Source organism: Peptostreptococcus sp. MV1 (assembly GCF_000758885.1).
Classification (GTDB): Bacteria; Bacillota; Clostridia; order Peptostreptococcales; family Peptostreptococcaceae; genus Peptostreptococcus.
Genome location: NZ_JRNB01000096.1, coordinates 13,543 through 32,724, shown reverse-complemented (window position 1 = coordinate 32,724; position 19,182 = coordinate 13,543). Strand labels below are relative to the sequence as shown.

Genomic DNA, 19,182 nt, shown 5'->3' with positions numbered 1-19,182 from the left:
ACGGCACGCTCCGTGGTGTGAGAGGGAGGAGAAAGTCCTCCCTACTCGATTGAAAAGAAAAGGAGAAATTTTTAATGAAGCAAGAAATGATTAACATCAATGCCAATTTATTGGCAGAACCAACTTTTTCGAGTTTTGACAAAGAGGGAGAAGCTGTTGAAGTTGTAAACTTTACGCTTGTAAAAAAGTATGGGAAAGGCAAGGAATATATCAACTGTGCCGCTTATGGAGAAAAAGCGGAGAAAGCAAAAGTCTTTGAAAAGGGCGATTTGATTCATATCTTTGGTTACTTCAAGAAGCGTGAAAAAGACGGAAAGACTTACAAAAACTTTGTTGTGAAGTCATACAACAAGATTGAAAAGAAAGAAGAAAACGAGGAGGAATAAATTATGGAATTTTTTACACAGGCAGTAAATGTATTAAAGATTTTAGTTATGGCAGTAGGTGCAGGACTTGGAGCATGGGGCGTTATTAACCTGATGGAAGGTTATGGTAATGACAATCCGGGTGCAAAATCTCAGGGCATTAAGCAGCTTATGGCAGGAGGCGGCATTGTCCTTATCGGATTAAAGCTGATTCCGCTTCTTGCAAATGTACTCAAGTAAGAAGAAAAGGAGAAATTAAATGTTTGGGATATTCGACAAGATAGAGGAGTTTTTCAAAGATCTTCTACTGGGCGGTATCCAAGCAAACTTAGAGTCCATGTTTCTTGACATCAACGATAAAGTTGGTGCGATTGCAACGGATGTGGGAAAGACACCGATGGGGTGGAACGGACAGGTTTTTAGTTTTATCAAAAGCATTAACGACTCTGTCATTATCCCCATTGCAGGGCTAATCATAACGGCAGTCCTTTGTATCGAGCTTATCAATATGGTTATGCAAAAGAACAATATGCACGATACGGATACCTTTGAATTTTTCAAGTACATCATAAAGATGTGGATTGCCGTATGGTTAGTGTCTCACGCTTTTCAGTTTTCTATGGCAGTCTTTGATGTGGCACAGCATATGGTAAATAAAGCGGCAGGGGTAATTAACACCTCTGCCGTTATCTCTGGAGATCAGATTGTAACGATGGTAGAAGGCTTAAAAGATAAAGGTCTTGGAGAGCTTGTCATGATACTCTTTGAAACCTCGCTCATAAAGGTGGCAATACAGGTCATTTCCATTGTGATTATGCTTGTGGTATACGGCAGAATGTTTGAGATTTATGTTTACTCATCCGTTTCAGCCATTCCTTTTGCCACAATGGGAAACAAAGAGTGGGGACAAATCGGAACAAACTATATCAAAGGCTTATTTGCCATAGGCTTACAAGGACTCTTTTTAATGGTTTGTCTTGGAATATACGCAGTATTAGTTAAGACAATACAGATAACAGATATACACACAAGTACCTTTACGATACTTGGATATGCGGTTTTGCTGGGGTTAATGATGCTAAAGAGCGGAACACTGGCCAAAAGCGTATTAAATGCACACTAAAAGAAAGGAAATATATGATGAACAAAAGAAAAACAGTATTGATAGCAGTAGCAGTTGGAACAGGTATTTTGGCAGTAATGGATAGAATCAGGCTTCACAGCAAAGTGGAGGATTTGGAAGAAAGAACAAAAGCCATCGGTCGCTGCCACAATGATTTTTGTCTAATGCAGGAAAGATATAACAGAAGTACAAATGAACAGATTGCAAGTATTCAGGAAGAAATCGGCTCCGTATATGAGCATATAGAGGAGCTTTCAAAGGGTAAAGAAGATGGGAGGTAAGTTATGGCGTATGTACCTATCCCAAAAGACTTAAAGAAGGTAAAAACAAAGGTAGCATTCAACCTGACGAAAAGACAGCTTATCGGTTTTACGATTGCAGGACTGATTGGAATACCAATCTATTTATTTATGCGAAAGGTAGTTCCAAATGATATAGCAGTTATCTTTCTCATTGTGTCCACACTTCCCATATTTTTCATCACTCTTTTTGAAAAGGACGGACTTAGCTTTGAGAAATACTTTAAGTATATTTACCTTCATAAATTTTATCAGCCACAAAAAAGAGTGAGAAAGGAGGTTTACCTTGAAAGACAAAAGAAAGATTCAGCAGCTAAAGTTAGAACAAAACCAAAAGAAGTTAAGAAGTCAAAAACAGGACTTAAAGCAAAATAAGGGGAAGTCTAAAAAAGATAGGGGCGGATTACTTGACCTTATCTTTAGGAAAGAGCCGAAAAGATACACAGTTGAAGATACCATTCCCTACCTTAGACTTTTAAAAAGTGGGATATGTCAGATTGATGAAAAGCATTTTAATAAGAGTATCGCTTTTGAGGATATAAACTATCAGCTTGCCTTAGAAGAAGATAGGGATTTGATTTTTAATCAGTTTGCAAACTTTCTTAATTCTTTTGATCCAAGTATCAGCATCGAATTTTCATATATCAATCAGCTTGGTAGAAACGAAGAAATGAAATCAGCCATTCAAATACCGGATAAAAAGGACGGGTTTGACGATATACGCCTTGAGTTTCGAGAAATGCTCAAGAGTCAGATTGTAAAGGGAAATAACGGACTGAAAAAATCAAAGTATGTAACCTTTACGGTGGAAGCGGATAATTTAGAGCAGGCAACATCAAAACTTGAAAGACTGGAGATAGATATATTATCAAGTCTTAAAAGTATGGGAGTAAGAGCAGAAAGCTTGAACGGAGAGGAAAGACTAAAGATACTTCATGATGTTTTAAATCCGAATAAGACCTTTGAATTTTCATATAAAGACTTAAAGAAAAAGGAAAGTACCAAGACATATATTGTGCCTGATGAATTTAACTTTACACCGTCAAGGTATTTTAAGTTTGGAAAGTTTATCGGAGCGGCAAGTCATTTTCAAATCCTTGCAAGTGAGCTTTCCGACCGTATGCTTGCAGAGTTTTTGGATATAGACGATAACATCAATATCTCTTTTCATATCAAGGCAATCGAACAATCGGAAGCCATCAAGATGGTTAAAAGAAAAAATACCGATATTGACAAGATGAAGATTGAGGAAAACAAAAAGGCTGTAAGGTCGGGATATGATATGGACATTCTTCCAAGTGATTTAATTACCTATGGAGAAGATGTAAAAAGTCTTTTAAAAGACCTTCAGACAAGAGATGAAAGAATGTTTGTTGTAACCATTATCTTTATGAACTTTGCAAGGACAATCCAAAAGCTGGACAATACCATTTCTCAAATCAGCTCTATTGCCAATAAGCATAATTGCAAGTTAAAAAGGCTTGACCATTCCCAAGAGCAGGGCTTAATCAGTGTACTTCCTCTTGGGGTAAATAAGATTGAAATTGACAGAGGACTAACCTCATCATCTACGGCAGTATTTATGCCTTTTACCACAGAGGAGCTTTTCATAAATTCGGCGAACAGTTTGTATTATGGACTAAATGCCCTAAGCCATAACCTGATTATGGCAGATAGAAAGAAATTGAAAAACCCAAACGGTCTAATTCTCGGAACTCCGGGAAGTGGTAAGTCCTTTAGTGCAAAGAGAGAAATGGCAAATGCCATTCTTACAACCGATGATGATGTGATTATCTGCGATCCGGAAGGTGAGTACGGAAACCTTGTGCGTCAGTTTAAAGGAGAAGTCATAAAGGTCAGCAGTAAGTCAAAAGACTATCTAAATCCCCTTGACATCAATATGAACTATGGCGATGGGGATGCACCACTGAAAGATAAAGCAAACTTCATTATGTCGATGCTTGAATTAGTAGTTGGTGGTAGTGGACTTACAGCAGAAGAAAAGTCGGTTATAGATAGATGCCTACCTAAGATTTATGAAAAGTATTTTGAAAATCCAAAGCCTTGTAATATGCCTATTCTTCAAAACCTGTATGATATGTTAAAAAATCAGGAAGAAAAAGTCGGCAAAAAACTGGCAACGGAAATGGAAATTTATGTAACAGGCTCTCTTAATGTATTTAACCATCAGTCCAATGTGGACTTAAATAAGCAGCTTCTTTGTTTTGACATTAAGGAGTTAGGCTCGCAGCTTAAAAAAATTGGAATGCTTGTTATTCAGGATCAGGTGTGGAACAAAGTATCGCAAAACAGAGGAAATAAGGCTACAAGATACTATATCGACGAGTTTCACTTACTTTTAAAAGACGAGCAGACAGCTTCCTATTCCGTAGAGATTTGGAAAAGATTTCGTAAGTGGGGAGGAATCCCGACAGGCATTACACAGAATGTCAAAGACCTACTGATGAGTAAGGAGATAGAAAATATCTTTGATAATACGGACTTTGTCTTAATGCTTAATCAGGCTTCAGGCGATAGAGAAATTTTAGCAAGGAAACTTAAAATCTCACAGCCACAGCTAAGATATGTAACCAATTCCAATGCAGGAGAAGGACTTTTGTTTTTTGGAAATACCATTGTTCCTTTCCTTGATAAGTTCCCGAAAGACACAATCCTTTATCAGAAGATGACAACTAAGCCTGAAGAAGTGAGGTAGGCTTATGGGAAAGAAACTGAAAAGGGACTTTAAGGAAAGGCAAAGTGCAAGGATTGAAAAGGAAAGGCTGCAAAGTAATGGCAGCATAGAGCCTGAAGAAAATAAACTAAAGCATAATGATGATTACAGAGGGAAAATTGTCCATGACAAAGACAGATTTCAAGATAAGGTTCATGAAAAGGTCAGTAAGAGAAGTGCAGAAACTGAATTAAACGGAAAAACTTCTAAAAGAAATGCAAGGTATAGAGCTTCCGATAAGGATAGCGTAGCTTCTGTAACTGAAACAGAAGGTGTAAGTCAAAAAGAAATTGGGAAAGCGGATTATGATACTGAGGTTAAAGATGGAAAAATCTATGATCCTTTAGGAAAAGACCTTGACAATGATGGGATTATAGACAGATATGACAACGACTTTAGGGACAGCGACTATTTTGAGTCAACCTATGATGTAGATGCATTAAAAAAAGATGAGATTAGCGGAAATCCAGTAAATAAGCAAAAGGCTCAAAAGAAAAATTATAAGAGAAAAAACTATTCCGATAAGCTCTATACCAGAAAAAAGGACAAAGAAGCCAAAGAGGAAAAGGCTGACAATAAAAAAAGCAGAAAAGAAGCCATTCTTGATAGAGAAAAGAAAAACAGGCTTTCTAAAGAACAGGAAAGAACTTTTAGGGATAAGGCTTCTAAGGTGTCCGCTTTATCAGGACTTGCTAAAGGAAGTGAAACCGTAAGAGATTACTTATCACATGGAAGTGATGAAAATCAAGGGGTAGAGGCAGGAGAAAAAACAGCCGATACAAGCTCAAAGCTCATTCATGGCATTAAGAATTATTCGGATAAGAAAAGAGCAAAAAAAGGATATGATCTTACAAATAAGGATTATAAAATTAGAAAGCGAAAATCCAAACTTGAATTTCGAGATGCCAAAGAGGAGCTAAAAAAGACACAGGAGTATCAAAAAGCAAATAACTTTAAGCGATTTCAGAAGCGAAAGCAGATGAAAGATTCCATTAAAAGGCAGAATAAGTCAAGGCTTAGAGATCGCATTAAGGAAGGGCTTATCGGTAGTATTAAAAGTTCAAAGGAAGTTATATTAAGAAAAGCAAAGGGACTTATGGTTATTTTCATAGGTCTTATTATTTTGGGAACTTTCTTTATCAACTTTGCAGGAACGGGAATGACAGGCTTTATTAACTCCACAAGTTCTGTTCTTACAACAAGCTATTTGTCAAATCCAAATGTCCTAAATGAAATCAATCAGAATTTTTCCGCTATGGAAAGTGAGCTTCAAAACGAGGTTGATCATGTCAAAGAAAATTATCCCGGATATGACGAGTACATCCTAAATAACACAGAGTACATCGGTCATAATGTCCATGAGCTTTTATCCTACATTACATCAAGGTGCGGAGAAGTAAAGAATGTATCAGAAGTAAGCTCTGTATTAAATGAGCTTTTTAAGTCCATGTATGACCTTGAGTATAAGGAAGAAATTGAAATCAGGTACAGGACAGTTACAGAAACCTATACCGATGAAGATGGAAATGAATATACCGAAAGCCATGAAGAACCTTACGAGTACAAGAAACTGATTGTAACCCTTCATAAAAAAGAGATGGATAGCATTATCCGAAAGGTTTTTGCAAACTATCCTGACAATCTGAAACACTATGAAGCCTTATTCCTTGCTCAAGGCAATATGGGAGAAGCCTTTGGTAATAGCGACCTTATTGCTTCCAATGGAGGTATCGGAGGCGGAAAAGAGTATGAGGCTTCTACGGAAGTTCAAAAGAAGATTGTAAATGCTGCATACATTACGCCATCTCCGGGTGCAGGCTGGTGTGCTATGTGGGTATCTCAGGTCTATCAAAATGCAGGACTTGGATATATTGGCGGAAATGCCTGCGATATGTACCGAAACTATACTTTTACATCAGACAGGTCAAAACTCAAGGTGGGAATGCTTGTAGCGGTGGAAAGCAGTAGCAGCGGAAGTACAGCAGGACTTACCTATGGTCATGTAGGCATTTATATAGGCGATGGCAAGGTAATAGATAATATCGGTCGAATCAGAGTAACAACTTTAGATGATTGGATAGCATCTTTTTGTCAGCATCATCCAGTAGGCTTCGGCTTTCCGCCAAATGTAAACAGATAAGGAGGACACAATTTGAAAAAAGAACTGACAGCAGTAAAAAACAGAATAAAGAAATTAAAAGATAAAAAGGCTCTGATTGATGAAGAATTGGAGCCTTTGTTCATTCGTGAGGAAGAACTTGAAAACGAAGAAATTATTGCCATTTGCAGAAAGAACAACATTACAATCAGTGATTTAATGGCAAAAGTAAACAGAGAAAAAGCAGAAGTGAAAAAGGAGAAAACAAATGAAAACCAGTTTGAAAAATAAAAGAATTACAGCCATTGTTGTAGCTTTTACCCTCTTAATGGGTGGAATTTTAGGGGTGTTAAAAGTTGGTGCAAAGACAGTATTTGCGTCAAATGAACCGCCTGAAAAATATGAAACATATTATGAACTGAAATTCGAGGATCATACTTCAGATGACACCTTTAGAGGATTTTATTATGTCGGAAAAGAAAATAAAGAAGGTCAGCCATTGAACTTTAAATTTTCCTTATCAAAATCCTTTGAAGAAAAGGGAGGTGTAGTTGTCGATAAGTATAATGAAACCTTTACCAATGAGAATATGGACAAAGAAAATCAGTTAGATGATCTAAGATATATGACAAAGAAAACTTATCCATATTATCGAATTCATAATGTAGGGACAGGCGCTTTTACAAGTATCGTTTCTCCAAGAGATAAAGATAATTACTATATTGGAGATATTACAGAAAATGCAGAAGAACGAACTGTAAAAGGAAAGAAAGCAAATGTCATTGTCTATACCTGCCCTGTTCTACAGTTAAATAGAAATATTGAGAAAGTAACGGTTGATTATGAGGGAGAGCTTAAAGAGGAAACAAAGAATTCTATTATTGGCAGAGTAAAAGAAGCAAATCCCAATATCAACAATGTAAAAGAAATTAAGATTGTTAAGGACAAGCTGATTATTGAAACATGGAATAGATTTCATACCGGCGTACCCTACCTTGAATTACCTTTAGAGGATTTATATAAGAGAGTAGCGAATGCGTCAGATCAAACAGACAATAAGGATACCAAGGAGAAGGAAAGTCAGACAAAAAGTGAAGTAAAGGTAAAATATCAATATCAGGACGGAAAGGTATATAAGGAGTATTCAGCTTCCTTTGACAAAAATCAAGTGATTGATGCGTCTGATCTTGAAATGCTTCCGGATAATATGAGCTTTAATGACGATTTTATAAGCTACACAGTAAAAGGTGATGGAAGCGATAGTATTATCCGAATTGTAAAGAAGTTAGAAAGTAATGCTCAGACGCAGACAGAAAAGCCAAAAACTGAAGATAAGGGAACTCAAACAGAGCTTAGCAAAGATGACATTTCCAAAATGGAAAAAGAATCTAAGGAACTTCAGGAAAAACTTGATAAGTTAAATCAGGAGATTAAGGACAAGGATAAATTAAGCGATAAGCAAAAGGAGAAAATCAAAGACCTTGAGGAAAAAATAGATAAACTGAAGGAAAAACTTGAGAAGGGCAAAGACGATAAGGACTTATCGGCGGATATGAAAAAGGAGATAGACAAGCTGACTGAGAAAATTAAGGAACTTGAGAAAAAGACGAATGAAGTTGGCAAGGCTACAGTTACGCATAATCCTACTGTAACCCCAATCAGCCCTATCTCCGGAATTAAAACAGAAACAGGAAACTTTCCTCAAACATCTGTAAGTGATATGGGTAAAGGCTCATTATCACAGGATAATACAGGAAAGATTACAAAGGACATAAATATTGGTAAGACCGATGAAAAAGAAAAGGAAATTCGTTATCCCAACAAGCTGACACCGAAACAACCTGCCAATAACAGCAGTCAGGATTCCTCTATGGATGGTTCAAGTAAGAATGTAAATACCAATAAAGGAGTTGCTTCTGCTCCATCAAAGGCACGAGGAACTGTTACGGAAAATAAGGATAATGCGAACAAGGATTATCCGATTCATCATGGAGATAGCAGTGATAAGAGAGAAACGGATATGTATTCAGCGGATGCAAGACAGTTTGTTACCTTTACAACTAAAAATGGTAAGACTTTTCATTTAATCATTAACCATGATGAGGATAGCGAAAATGTCATGCTCCTAACAGAAGTATCTGAAGATGATCTTCTTAATATGGTTGAAAAGAAAGAAGCTCCAAAACAGGAAATTACAAAGGAAGAACCTGAAAAAGAAGAACCTAAGCCAGTAAAAAAAGAAGAAAGCAGCAATATGGGAACCTACTTAATTCTCATTCTTGTAGTAGCAGGAGCATTAGGTGCAGGATATTATTTCAAGGTCGTTAAGAAAAAGGAAGATAAGGAGCTTGAAGGCTTTGAGGAGGAAGATGATGATTTCTTTTCAGAAGCGGAAGAAAGTGAAAATGAAGTAGGTGAAGCAGAAATAGAAGATAAAGAAGATGATGAGGTAGAGTAGATTTGCACCTAAAACTATCTCATATTTGGTGCAAAAGACAGGGCGGGAGAGTAACATCTTTCGCCCTTTTATATTGAAAAACAGGAGGACAAATATATATGAAACTTGTAATTGCTGAAAAGCCAAGTGTTGCAATCTCTATTGCAAAAGTGATTGGAGCTACAAAAAAGAAAGACGGATATTATGAAGGAAACGGATATAAGGTAAGCTGGTGTGTTGGACATTTAATTAAAATGGCAAATCCGGAAAGCTATGATGAAAAGTATGCTAAGTGGAATATGGCGGATTTACCGATTATTCCAAAGGAATATAAGTATGAGATTGCAAAGTCCACAAAGAAACAATTTACGATTCTTAAAAAGCTGATGAATGATAAGGATATAGACATCGTGATAAATGCCTGCGATGCAGGGCGTGAAGGAGAAGCCATCTTCAGGCTTGTATATAATCAGGCAAATTGTAAAAAGAGAATGAAGCGTCTTTGGATTTCATCAATGGAAGATAGTGCCATAAAAGAGGGCTTTGATAACCTAAAAGATGGAAGTTCTTACGATAATCTATTTGAGTCTGCACAAGCAAGAGCAATAGCAGATTGGCTTGTGGGAATGAATTTAAGCAGACTGTATTCGTGTCTATACAAGCAAAATTACAGTGTGGGCAGAGTTCAAACACCTACCCTTGCCATGATTGTAAATAGAGATGATGAGATAGCAAATTTTAAGAAAGAAAAATATAATACAGTGGAATTAAGCCTTAATGGCTTTACACTATCAACAGATAGAATTGATGATGAGGTTGCTGCTGAACAGCTAATCAATTTAGTAGGCGATAAGATAGAAATTACCGATGTTATTCAAAAGGAAAAGATAACAAAACCTGAGCTGCCATTTGACCTGACAACGCTTCAAAGAGAGTGCAATAAATATTTTGGATACTCAGCTAAGCAGACACTTGATTATGCTCAAAGTCTGTATGAGAAAAAACTGATTACCTATCCAAGAACAGACAGCAGATGCCTTACGGAAGATATGATTGTAAGTACGGTTAATAACATTTTAGGAAAGAATGATTTTGACACAGAGCGTATCAAGACGGTATTTAATTCTAAAAAGGTTACAGACCATCATGCGATTATACCGACAGCAAGCAGTATGAATGAGAACTTAACTTCTCTTCCGGAAAGTGAATTGAAGGTATATGAACTTATTTTAAATAAGCTACATGCAAGTGTAGGCTATCCTTTAATTGAGAATACAACGAAGATTGTGGCTGAATTTGATGGATTTGAATTTACAAGTAGTGGAAAGGTGATTGTAGATGATGGCTTTACCAAATACCTAAACGAATATGCGAAAAAGAAAAATGAAGATACAGTGCTTCCGGATGTAAAGATTGGTTATAGTCTTGATATTAAAGATAAAGAGATAAAAGAAAAATACACTCAACCAGCTAAGCATTTTACGGAAGATCTTCTCCTAAAGGCGATGGAGCTTGCAGGAAATGATGCACTTGAAAAAGGAGTAGAGGTTGAGCGAAAAGGACTTGGAACACCTGCAACAAGAGCAGGGATTATTGAAAACTTAATTTTCAAAGGATTTATTGAGAGAGATAAGAAAAACCTTATTGCTACACATAAGGGAATCAGTCTTGTAACGATTGTCTCAGATACTTTTAAATCAGCAGGTACAACCGCAAAGTGGGAAATGGAGTTATCGGATATTGCACAGGGAAAATCATCAAAGAAAAATTTTTTAGAGGCAATTGAAACTGAGATAAAGGAAGTAGTTTCAACTTATATCAAGTAAGATGGCACTTATTTCAAGATGGAAAAAATGCCATAAAAATGCTATAATATAAGATAATCAATTTAATGATTGAGAGGTGATTATGTGTCTAAAATAAATGTTGAAGGTTCAGAAATCAGCATTATTGCTATAGATAATAGGGATTACATTTCTTTAACAGATATGGTTAGAAATATTGAGAACGGATCTGCTTTAATAGAAAAATGGCTTAGAAACAAGAACACAATAGAGTTTTTAGGTATTTGGGAAGAAATGTATAATACAAATTTTAATTCCCCCGAATTCGAGGGAATTAAAAATGAAGCAGGATTTAACCGATTTATTTTATCTGTTAAGCAGTGGGTAGAAAAAACGAATTCTATCGGTATAGTTGCGAGAGCAGGAAGATATGGAGGAACTTATGCTCACAAAGATATAGCATTTGAGTTTGCTTCTTGGGTATCTCCATACTTTAAATTGTATTTGATTAAGGAATTTGAACGCTTAAAGGAAGAAGAACAAAAGAAGTTAGGCTGGGATATAAAAAGGAATTTGGCAAAAATCAATTATAGGATTCATACAGATGCCATTAAAAATAAGCTTGTACCTGAAAAACTTTCAAAAGAAAAAATCAACTTTATTTATGCAAGTGAGGCGGATATTCTAAATGTTTCTTTGTTTGGAATAACAGCGAAAGAATGGCGTGATGAAAATCCGGATTTAAAAGGCAATATTAGAGATTATGCAGATATATCGCAGCTTGTATGCCTTTCTAATCTTGAAAATCTTAATGCGGTATTTATAAATGAGGGCATGAGTCAATCTGAAAGACTGGAAAAACTAAATTCAATAGCAATTGAACAGATGAAAATATTATCAGAGAGTGAATCAATGAAAAAGTTGAAATAAAAGGATAATATCAATATGTAGTACAAAGGTGATTAGAGTAAAATCTAACCGCCTTTTTTCATGCAAAAAAGAAGGAGGTAAACATGCGAATAAATGATTTTCATAACATTTTGGAGCTAATAAAACAAGATATTTTGCAGAGTGAAGCAGAGTATCTGAAGCTCTTAAAGGTTGTCGGAAACAATCAGAGGTACGACTTTAGAAGTCAGCTAAGTATTTATGATAAAAATCCTGAAGCTACAGCTTGTGCCAAGTTTGACTACTGGAGAGAACGCTTTAACAGAACGGTTATGCGAGGACAGAAAGGTATCCCCATTTTAGAGGACTATGCCACATACAAAAAGGTGGACTATATCTTTGATATTAGTCAGACAGTTTCCAAAAACAGAGATGTCAATGAGGTAAATCTTTGGCGATTTGATAAAGAAGCTCACAAAGATGTATTAAAGGAAATGATAAAAGCTGAAGGCTATGAAGAAAGCGAAAGCACCTTAGAAAACATCTTTTCTTTAAGCAGGCTCTACGGAGATGAAAAAATAGATAGCTTGATGAATGAACTTAGAATATCTGATGAGGACAGAATATCCTTTACCAAGTTTGCAAGGGACTCGGTAAGCTATGCAGTAGCTTCAAGATTTAAGTTAGACTATCCTATGGATAAGGAGCTGTTGAGGGAAAACTTTGCAATGCTTGACAGCATTTCTCTTATGAGCCTTGGAGAAACGGTATCGGACATTAGCGGAACAGTCATTGATGCAACCATTCAAAAAAGCAAAGAGTTAGAGCTTCAAAAAGAAGTTTTAAGAGGTAAAGAAGCAGGATATAATAAAATAAAAGAAGAATTAGAGGAGGTAGAAGAAAATGTACTTCGACGAGATGATCAGGAAAGAATTAGTGAAAACGAGCGAATTTTCCGAAATGGAGAGTACGGACGAGATAATAGAGAAAATCAAAGAGAATACACTGAATCAGTTAGAGGAAGAGACGGACTTTATGAGGGAATATCCGAATCCGACATACGCAGTGATGAGGCTGGATTATCTTTCAAGCAGCGAGGAGCAGAGCAACTTCGAGATGTTAGTGGATCTATACAAGGAGAAGAAGCTGACAAAACACCTGATGGATACTCAGAAACAGGCGATAGAGTTTATGAGAGCAGAGAAGCCGAAACTGATGATGGCTTGGCAGATAGAGGACGAGAGCCATCCGCAGTACAAAGCAATGATTTCAGCCCTCAAAGAAATGACAATCAAGGAAGTAGTGGAAATCTAAAAGAAAATACGGATAAAGAGATAAGAGAAGCTGATAAGGCTTCTTTTTCTTTACCCGAAAACAGATCAGGACAGATTAAACTTACAATACCTCTTACTCAAAATGATATTGACAGTATTCTTGTAAACGGTGGAAACCATGAGGGCGAAAGACTTCCTATCATTGCTGAATTTTCCAAAGGTAAAACAGTAGAAGCATTGGGAGAATACCTTAAAGATACATTTAGAGGTGGAAACGGTTTATTTCTTAATGGAGCAGAAGTATCTTCCTGGTATTCGGATAAAGGCATTCATTTAGCTTATGGAACTTCTGCAAGAGAAGATGATACGCAAATTTTAAGCTGGAGTAATGCTGCAAGAAGAATCAAAGAACTTTTGGGAAATGGAGAGTTTGCCACGAATGTAGAGCTTTTAGAAGCACAGGACTATGAAAGAGATAGAGTTTCAGAATCCTTATGGTATCTATACCACGATTTAAGTGAAGAAGGGAAAGCACAGGGATATTTTGACTTTATAGAAAGAGGTGGCGGCTTTCCGAAAGAAACAAGACAGTTATCGGAAGCTCTTAAAAATCCTGACTATCTAAAAAATGTTATTTCCGAGTACAGTCGCTTTTTGACAGGATATAAAGAAAACAAAGATGTACTAAGATTTCATTATCACAAGGTAGATAGCCTTTATCAAAAATTGCAGGAGCTTGAACTGCCGAGAAAGGAATATATCTCTAACTTAACCGAACTTCCAAAGGTACAAGGATTTATTACAGAAGATGAAGTCCTTGCTACGATTTCAAGAGGAAGTGGAGTAGATAGAGGGAAAGAAAGAATTACAAAGTATTTTAAAGAAAACCATACGCTTCAGGAAAAAGCAAATTTCTTAAAAGACGAGTATGGAATTGGCGGAGGCTCTCATGCTGTTTCAGGCGAAAGAGGAAGCGGAGAATGGCACGATGCAAAGGGACTTAAATTACAGAAGAATCATTGTAACGATGTTTTTCTTACATGGTCAAATGTAGCAAAGCATATAGACGAGCTGCTTTCAAAAAATCTTTATCTTGAAGAAAAAAATATTGAAAGCAAGACAGAGATAGAAGAACAAAAAGAACCAAGTTATTACTCTAAAGATGATCCAAATAATCTAATGACTGATGAAATGCTTGAGAGAGTGCCTGAGCTTTATGCACAGGAAGATGTAGCCTTAGCAGACAAACAGGTTCATGCAGCATACATCATTCCATTTAGAAGTAACTGGACTTGGTATATGACGGAGTATGACAGGGAAAGTAAAGATGCTTTTGGACTTGTTTTAGGTATCGAACCTGAATGGGGATATTTTAATCTTGAGGAGCTAAAGGAATTAAATGCCCAAAGACTTGTTTTAGAGGATTTTCCAAAGACCTTTAGAGAACTGAAAGACAGTGAACTTAAAAAGCAAATGGATGAGCAGGAGCTTCATCATGTTTTTAACGGAGAACTTAGCTTTGAGGAGAATATTACAGACCTTGAAGCACCTGAAGAAGTAGAAGAAAGCATACAGGCAGAACCTTTTCAGGCTACCTTATTAGATTATCTAAAGGGAAAAGAAGAAGTAGAGCTTAACGAAAAAGAGGACAGCCCTTCAGATGAGTTTGCAGTTCAAGAAGGCGATACCATCTATTTTAATCATGAGGAGTACAAAGTAAGGGAGATTTCTAAAAATCAAATCACAGGAAGAAATGATTTGTGGCTTGATCCTGCAAGGCAAGGTAATCATCAAATACCGATTGTAGCCTTTACTGATAATGAGGATTTATTAAGACAAGTAAGTCTTGAAAGACCTGAATTTATCATCGGCGATGAAGTGAAGTATAAGGGGAAAGACTATACCATCACAAGATTTGATGATATGGGAAATAACCTAAAGACCGTAACGATTAAGGATAATACCGAATATCTTGGAGGTATGATTACAGGCTCAGACGTAATTGCTTATCGTAAGGAAAGTGAGCTTGATAAAATCTTTGAAAATCTGACCTATGTGAAAGCTGAAAAGACTTTTGAGGAAGTAGAAATAAAGAAAAATGAGGCTCATAATTTCAAGATTACAGAAGAAACGCTTCCTTCAAAGTTATCTCCAAGCGAGAGGTTAAATAATAACCTTGAAGCAATCTCTATGCTTAACAGGGTGGAAAGCGGAGAACGAGAGCTTGATATTACAGCTCAGGAAGTTTTAGCGAAATATGTAGGCTGGGGAGGATTATCTGAAGTCTTTGATGAAAGTAAGGATGGACAGTGGAAAGAGGCAAGAGCTTTCTTAAAAGATAACCTATCACAAGCAGAATACGAAGCTGCAAGAGAATCTACCCTAACGAGTTTTTACACACCGAAAACCGTTATTGATGGCGTATATAAGACACTTTCAGGTATGGGATTTAAACAGGGCAATATCCTTGAACCGTCAATGGGTGTTGGGAACTTTATCGGTAATCTACCTGATGAAATGAATAAGTCAAAATTTTATGGTGTGGAACTTGATTCGGTAAGCGGGCGTATTGGAAAGCTGCTATACCCTGAAAGTGATATACAGGTTAAGGGACTTGAAGAAACGGGATTTTCCAACAACTTCTTTGATATCGCAATCGGAAATGTTCCATTTGGAGAGTATAAGGTAAATGACAGGGAATACAATCGTAATAACTTTCTTATTCACGACTACTTCTTTGCAAAATCCATTGATAAGGTTAGAAATGGTGGCGTTATCGCCTTTATCACATCTTCAGGAACGATGGATAAAAAAGACGAAAGTGTTAGAAGGTATCTCGCAGCAAGAGCCGAATTTTTAGGAGCAATAAGGCTTCCAAACGATACCTTTAAGGGCGTAGCCGGCACAGAAGTTACTTCAGATATTATCTTCTTAAAGAAAAGAGATAGTGTATTAGAGCGAGATGAGGACTGGATACACCTTGCGGAAGATGAAAATGGACTTTCATATAACAAATACTTTGTCGATCATCCTGAGCAGGTGCTTGGTTCTATGCGTGAGGTAAGTGGTCGATTTGGAAAAACTCTAACATGTGAACCAATAGCCTTTTTAGGGCAAGAGAACAATATGGCTTCGTTAAAGGATCGTATCGAGATTGCGGGAGAAAGAATTTCAAAAGAAGCCAAGTATGAAGAAATAGAGCTACTTGATGATGAAATAACTTCTATCCCTGCAACCGATGATGTAAAGAACTTCTCATACACCTTGATTGATGATGAAGTCTATTACAGAGAAAACTCACTCTTTATCAAAAAGGAAGTATCAGACAAGAATAAAGAAAAAATCAAGGATTACCTTGAGCTGAATGCTGCCTTAAAAGATGTGATTTACAAGCAGAAAGAAGATTTTAGCGAAGAAGAAATCAAGGCTTCACAGGAAAAACTAAATGAAGTCTATGATAACTTTTCAAAGAAACATGGCTTTGTAAATAACCTAAGCAATACCAGAGCCTTGAAAGAGGATAGCAACTTTCCTTTGGTATCGTCCATTGAAATCCTTGATGAAGAAGAAAATTTCAAGGCAAAGGGAGATATTTTTTCTAAAAGAACCATTACAAAAGCCAAAGTCATAGACCATGTGGACACATCTTTAGAAGCCCTTGTCTTATCGGTGTCTGAAAAAGGCTATGTGGATTTTGACTATATGGGAAGTCTTACAGGAAAAGACAGACCGACTTTAATTGAGGAGCTTCGAGGGGAAATCTACTTAAATATCAGAGAAGAACAAAACTTTTACAGACCGCTTTCATTTAACTTGGAGGATGGGGATTTACCTTTTGCTTGTGCAAATGGCAGCAACTCCTACAAATATGGCTATGTAACAAAGGATGAATATTTAAGTGGGAATATAAGGGATAAGATTGCCATAGTAGACAGTTACTTATCAAAGCTCAGACAAACGGAAAGAGAGCTTCCTCATCTTGGCTTTTCCGAGAATGGAAAAGAAAAAGAGCTGATAAGCTATGAAATGAACCGTTTGGAATACCAAAAAGCAGAGCTTACAAAAGTTCTTCCAAAGGAGCTTGAAGCAAGTGAAATCAATGTAAGGCTTGGTGCAACTTGGATACCGATTAAAGATATTGAGAAATTCATCTTTGAAACGCTTAAAACTCCGGGATATGCCAAATGGGATATTAAGGTAAAATTTTCCAATCTTACAAGCGAATGGAATGTAGAAGGAAAAAGCAGGGACAGAGGAAATGACCTTGCTGAAATGACCTTTGGTACATCAAGGGTAAACGCCTATAAGCTGATTGAAGATGCCTTAAACCTTAAAGAAACAAAGGTATTTGACCAAATTGTAAATCTGGACGGCTCTAAAACTTCTGTCTTAAATAAAAAAGAAACCATGCTTGCAGGACAAAAGCAGGAGCTATTAAAAGAAGAATTTAAGAACTGGATATTTAACGATCAGGAAAGAAGAAGCCGTCTTGTAAAACTGTATAACGAGCGTTTTAACTCTATCCGTAACAGAGAATATGACGGAAGCAATCTTTCTTTTGAGGGAATGAATACGGAAATAGATTTAAGACCTCATCAAAGAAATGCCATAGCAAGAAGCCTTTATGGAGGAAATACCTTGCTTGCCCATGTGGTAGGCAGTGGAAAGACTTTTGAAATGGTGGCTTCTGCAATGGAAAGTAAAAGACTTGGAATGTGCAGTAAGTCCTTATTTGTTGTACCAAATCACTTAACAGGGCAAATCGGTCGTGAATTTATGCAGCTATATCCGTCGGCTAACATTATGGTGGCAGATAAGAAAGATTTTGAGCCGAAAAACAGAAAGAGATTTATCGGAAAGATTGCAACAGGGGAATATGATGCGGTTGTTATCGGACATACGCAGTTTGAAAAAATCCCTATGAGTAAGGAATATCAGGAAAAGCATATTCAAGATCAGATTGATGAAATCGTAAACTATGTAGAAGAATACAAGCATGACAGAAATCAGAACTTTACCGTAAAACAGCTTGAAAAGACAAAGAAAAAACTGGAGACAAGGCTTGAGAAATTAAATGACGATTTTAAGAAAGATGATGTGATTACCTTTGAGGAACTGGGAGTTGATAAGCTCTTTGTTGACGAGGCACATGGTTTTAAGAACCTTTATCTCTATACAAAAATGCGTAATGTTGCAGGTATCGGGCAGTCAGAAGCCTTTAAGTCTTCAGATATGTTCATGAAGTGTCGCTATATGGATGAAATGACAGGCGGAAAAGGCGTGGTCTTTGCCACAGGAACGCCTGTAAGTAACTCTATGACAGAGCTTTATACCATGCAAAGGTATCTTCAGTATGAGAGCCTTAAAAAGAATGGACTGGAGCATTTTGACTCTTGGGCTTCCACTTTTGGAGAAACGCAAAGCTCCTTTGAACTATCTCCTGAAGGTACAGGGTATAGGGTAAAAACGAGATTTTCAAAGTTCTATAACTTGCCTGAGCTTATGAGTATGTTTAAGGAAGTTGCAGACATTCAAACGGCGGATATGTTAAATCTTCCAACACCTGAAGCACACTATGAAGTTATTAAAACCTTGCCAAGTGAAGAACAAAAGGAAATCCTAAAGAGCCTTTCTAAAAGAGCAGATGATGTCAGAAATAGGGTTGTAGAGCCAGATGTTGATAATATGCTTAAGATTACCAATGACGGCAAGAAACTTGCCTTAGATCAGCGTTTAATCAATCCACTTCTTCCTGATAACCCTGATAGCAAGGTCAATGTATGCGTGAAAAATGTATTTGCTATTTGGGATAAGACAAAAGAAAATAGGTCAACACAGCTACTTTTCTCTGATATGTCCACTCCAAAAGGAGATGGAGAATTTAACATCTATGATGATATTAGAGAAAAACTTGTAGCTATGGGCATACCGAAAGAAGAAATTGCCTTTATCCACGAAGCTAATTCCGATAAGCAAAAGGACGAACTCTTTGCGAAAGTAAGAAAAGGAGAAATCCGTATCTTAATGGGTTCAACGCAGAAGATGGGAGCCGGAACGAATGTGCAAAATAAACTAATTGCTTTGCATGACCTCGATGTTCCTTGGCGTCCCGCTGATTTGGAGCAGTTCCAAGTGGGACACATAAAAAAACAAGGACTATCTCAATAAATACTAACGCAA

Annotated in this window: 11 protein-coding genes and 1 pseudogene; all 12 read left to right on the top strand. The window is 36.8% G+C overall.

The window, feature by feature from the left end; genetic code table 11:
• Positions 1-74: 74 nt before the first annotated feature.
• Entirely contained in the window at positions 75-386 is a 312-nt protein-coding gene (locus HMPREF1639_RS07345) for a hypothetical protein (protein ID WP_007894841.1), read from the top strand.
• A gap of 3 nt (positions 387-389) precedes the next feature.
• On the top strand, positions 390-605 hold the full coding sequence (locus HMPREF1639_RS07340; protein WP_000394208.1) for a Maff2 family mobile element protein: 216 nt from the start codon (positions 390-392) through the stop codon (positions 603-605).
• Between the two features lie 19 nt (positions 606-624).
• On the top strand, positions 625-1,488 hold the full coding sequence (locus HMPREF1639_RS07335; protein ID WP_000466901.1) for a VirB6/TrbL-like conjugal transfer protein, CD1112 family: 864 nt from the start codon (positions 625-627) through the stop codon (positions 1,486-1,488).
• 17 nt (positions 1,489-1,505) lie between these two features.
• Complete coding sequence (locus tag HMPREF1639_RS07330) at positions 1,506-1,769, top strand: hypothetical protein (RefSeq protein ID WP_001042374.1); 264 nt, start codon at positions 1,506-1,508, stop codon at positions 1,767-1,769.
• Positions 1,770-1,772: 3 nt separating this feature from the next.
• Positions 1,773-2,162, top strand: a complete 390-nt coding sequence (locus HMPREF1639_RS07325) for a PrgI family protein (RefSeq protein ID WP_000332197.1) — start codon at positions 1,773-1,775, stop codon at positions 2,160-2,162.
• Positions 2,074-4,503: a VirB4-like conjugal transfer ATPase, CD1110 family gene (locus HMPREF1639_RS07320; protein ID WP_036764977.1), complete on the top strand. Its 2,430-nt coding sequence runs from the start codon at positions 2,074-2,076 to the stop codon at positions 4,501-4,503. The genes HMPREF1639_RS07325 and HMPREF1639_RS07320 overlap by 89 nt, the downstream gene beginning before the upstream one ends.
• A gap of 4 nt (positions 4,504-4,507) precedes the next feature.
• Positions 4,508-6,661 (top strand): CHAP domain-containing protein, encoded by a 2,154-nt coding sequence (locus HMPREF1639_RS07315; protein WP_020999710.1) that lies wholly within the window; start codon positions 4,508-4,510, stop codon positions 6,659-6,661.
• A 12-nt stretch (positions 6,662-6,673) separates the two neighbouring features.
• On the top strand, positions 6,674-6,910 hold the full coding sequence (locus tag HMPREF1639_RS07310) for a hypothetical protein (RefSeq protein ID WP_000711923.1): 237 nt from the start codon (positions 6,674-6,676) through the stop codon (positions 6,908-6,910).
• Positions 6,888-9,077 carry a CD1107 family mobile element protein gene (locus HMPREF1639_RS07305; protein ID WP_020999709.1) on the top strand — a complete coding sequence of 730 codons (2,190 nt, stop codon included), beginning with the start codon at positions 6,888-6,890 and terminating at the stop codon, positions 9,075-9,077. The genes HMPREF1639_RS07310 and HMPREF1639_RS07305 overlap by 23 nt, the downstream gene beginning before the upstream one ends.
• 98 nt (positions 9,078-9,175) lie before the next feature.
• Entirely contained in the window at positions 9,176-10,882 is a 1,707-nt protein-coding gene (locus HMPREF1639_RS07300; RefSeq protein WP_036764969.1) for a DNA topoisomerase 3, read from the top strand.
• Positions 10,883-10,966: 84 nt separating this feature from the next.
• Complete coding sequence (locus HMPREF1639_RS07295) at positions 10,967-11,770, top strand: KilA-N domain-containing protein (RefSeq protein WP_036764967.1); 804 nt, start codon at positions 10,967-10,969, stop codon at positions 11,768-11,770.
• Between the two features lie 83 nt (positions 11,771-11,853).
• Positions 11,854-19,158: pseudogene (locus HMPREF1639_RS07290) on the top strand (DEAD/DEAH box helicase family protein); the annotation flags it as partial.
• Positions 19,159-19,182: the final 24 nt, after the last annotated feature.

Bases quoted from the DNA above. Each gene is read 5' to 3' on its own strand.
- HMPREF1639_RS07345 (WP_007894841.1), top strand. From the start codon at position 75: ATGAAGCAAGAAATGATTAACATCAATGCCAATTTATTGGCAGAACCA.
- HMPREF1639_RS07340 (WP_000394208.1), top strand. From the start codon at position 390: ATGGAATTTTTTACACAGGCAGTAAATGTATTAAAGATTTTAGTTATG.
- HMPREF1639_RS07335 (WP_000466901.1), top strand. From the start codon at position 625: ATGTTTGGGATATTCGACAAGATAGAGGAGTTTTTCAAAGATCTTCTA.
- HMPREF1639_RS07330 (WP_001042374.1), top strand. From the start codon at position 1,506: ATGAACAAAAGAAAAACAGTATTGATAGCAGTAGCAGTTGGAACAGGT.
- HMPREF1639_RS07325 (WP_000332197.1), top strand. From the start codon at position 1,773: ATGGCGTATGTACCTATCCCAAAAGACTTAAAGAAGGTAAAAACAAAG.
- HMPREF1639_RS07315 (WP_020999710.1), top strand. From the start codon at position 4,508: ATGGGAAAGAAACTGAAAAGGGACTTTAAGGAAAGGCAAAGTGCAAGG.
- HMPREF1639_RS07305 (WP_020999709.1), top strand. From the start codon at position 6,888: ATGAAAACCAGTTTGAAAAATAAAAGAATTACAGCCATTGTTGTAGCT.
- HMPREF1639_RS07300 (WP_036764969.1), top strand. From the start codon at position 9,176: ATGAAACTTGTAATTGCTGAAAAGCCAAGTGTTGCAATCTCTATTGCA.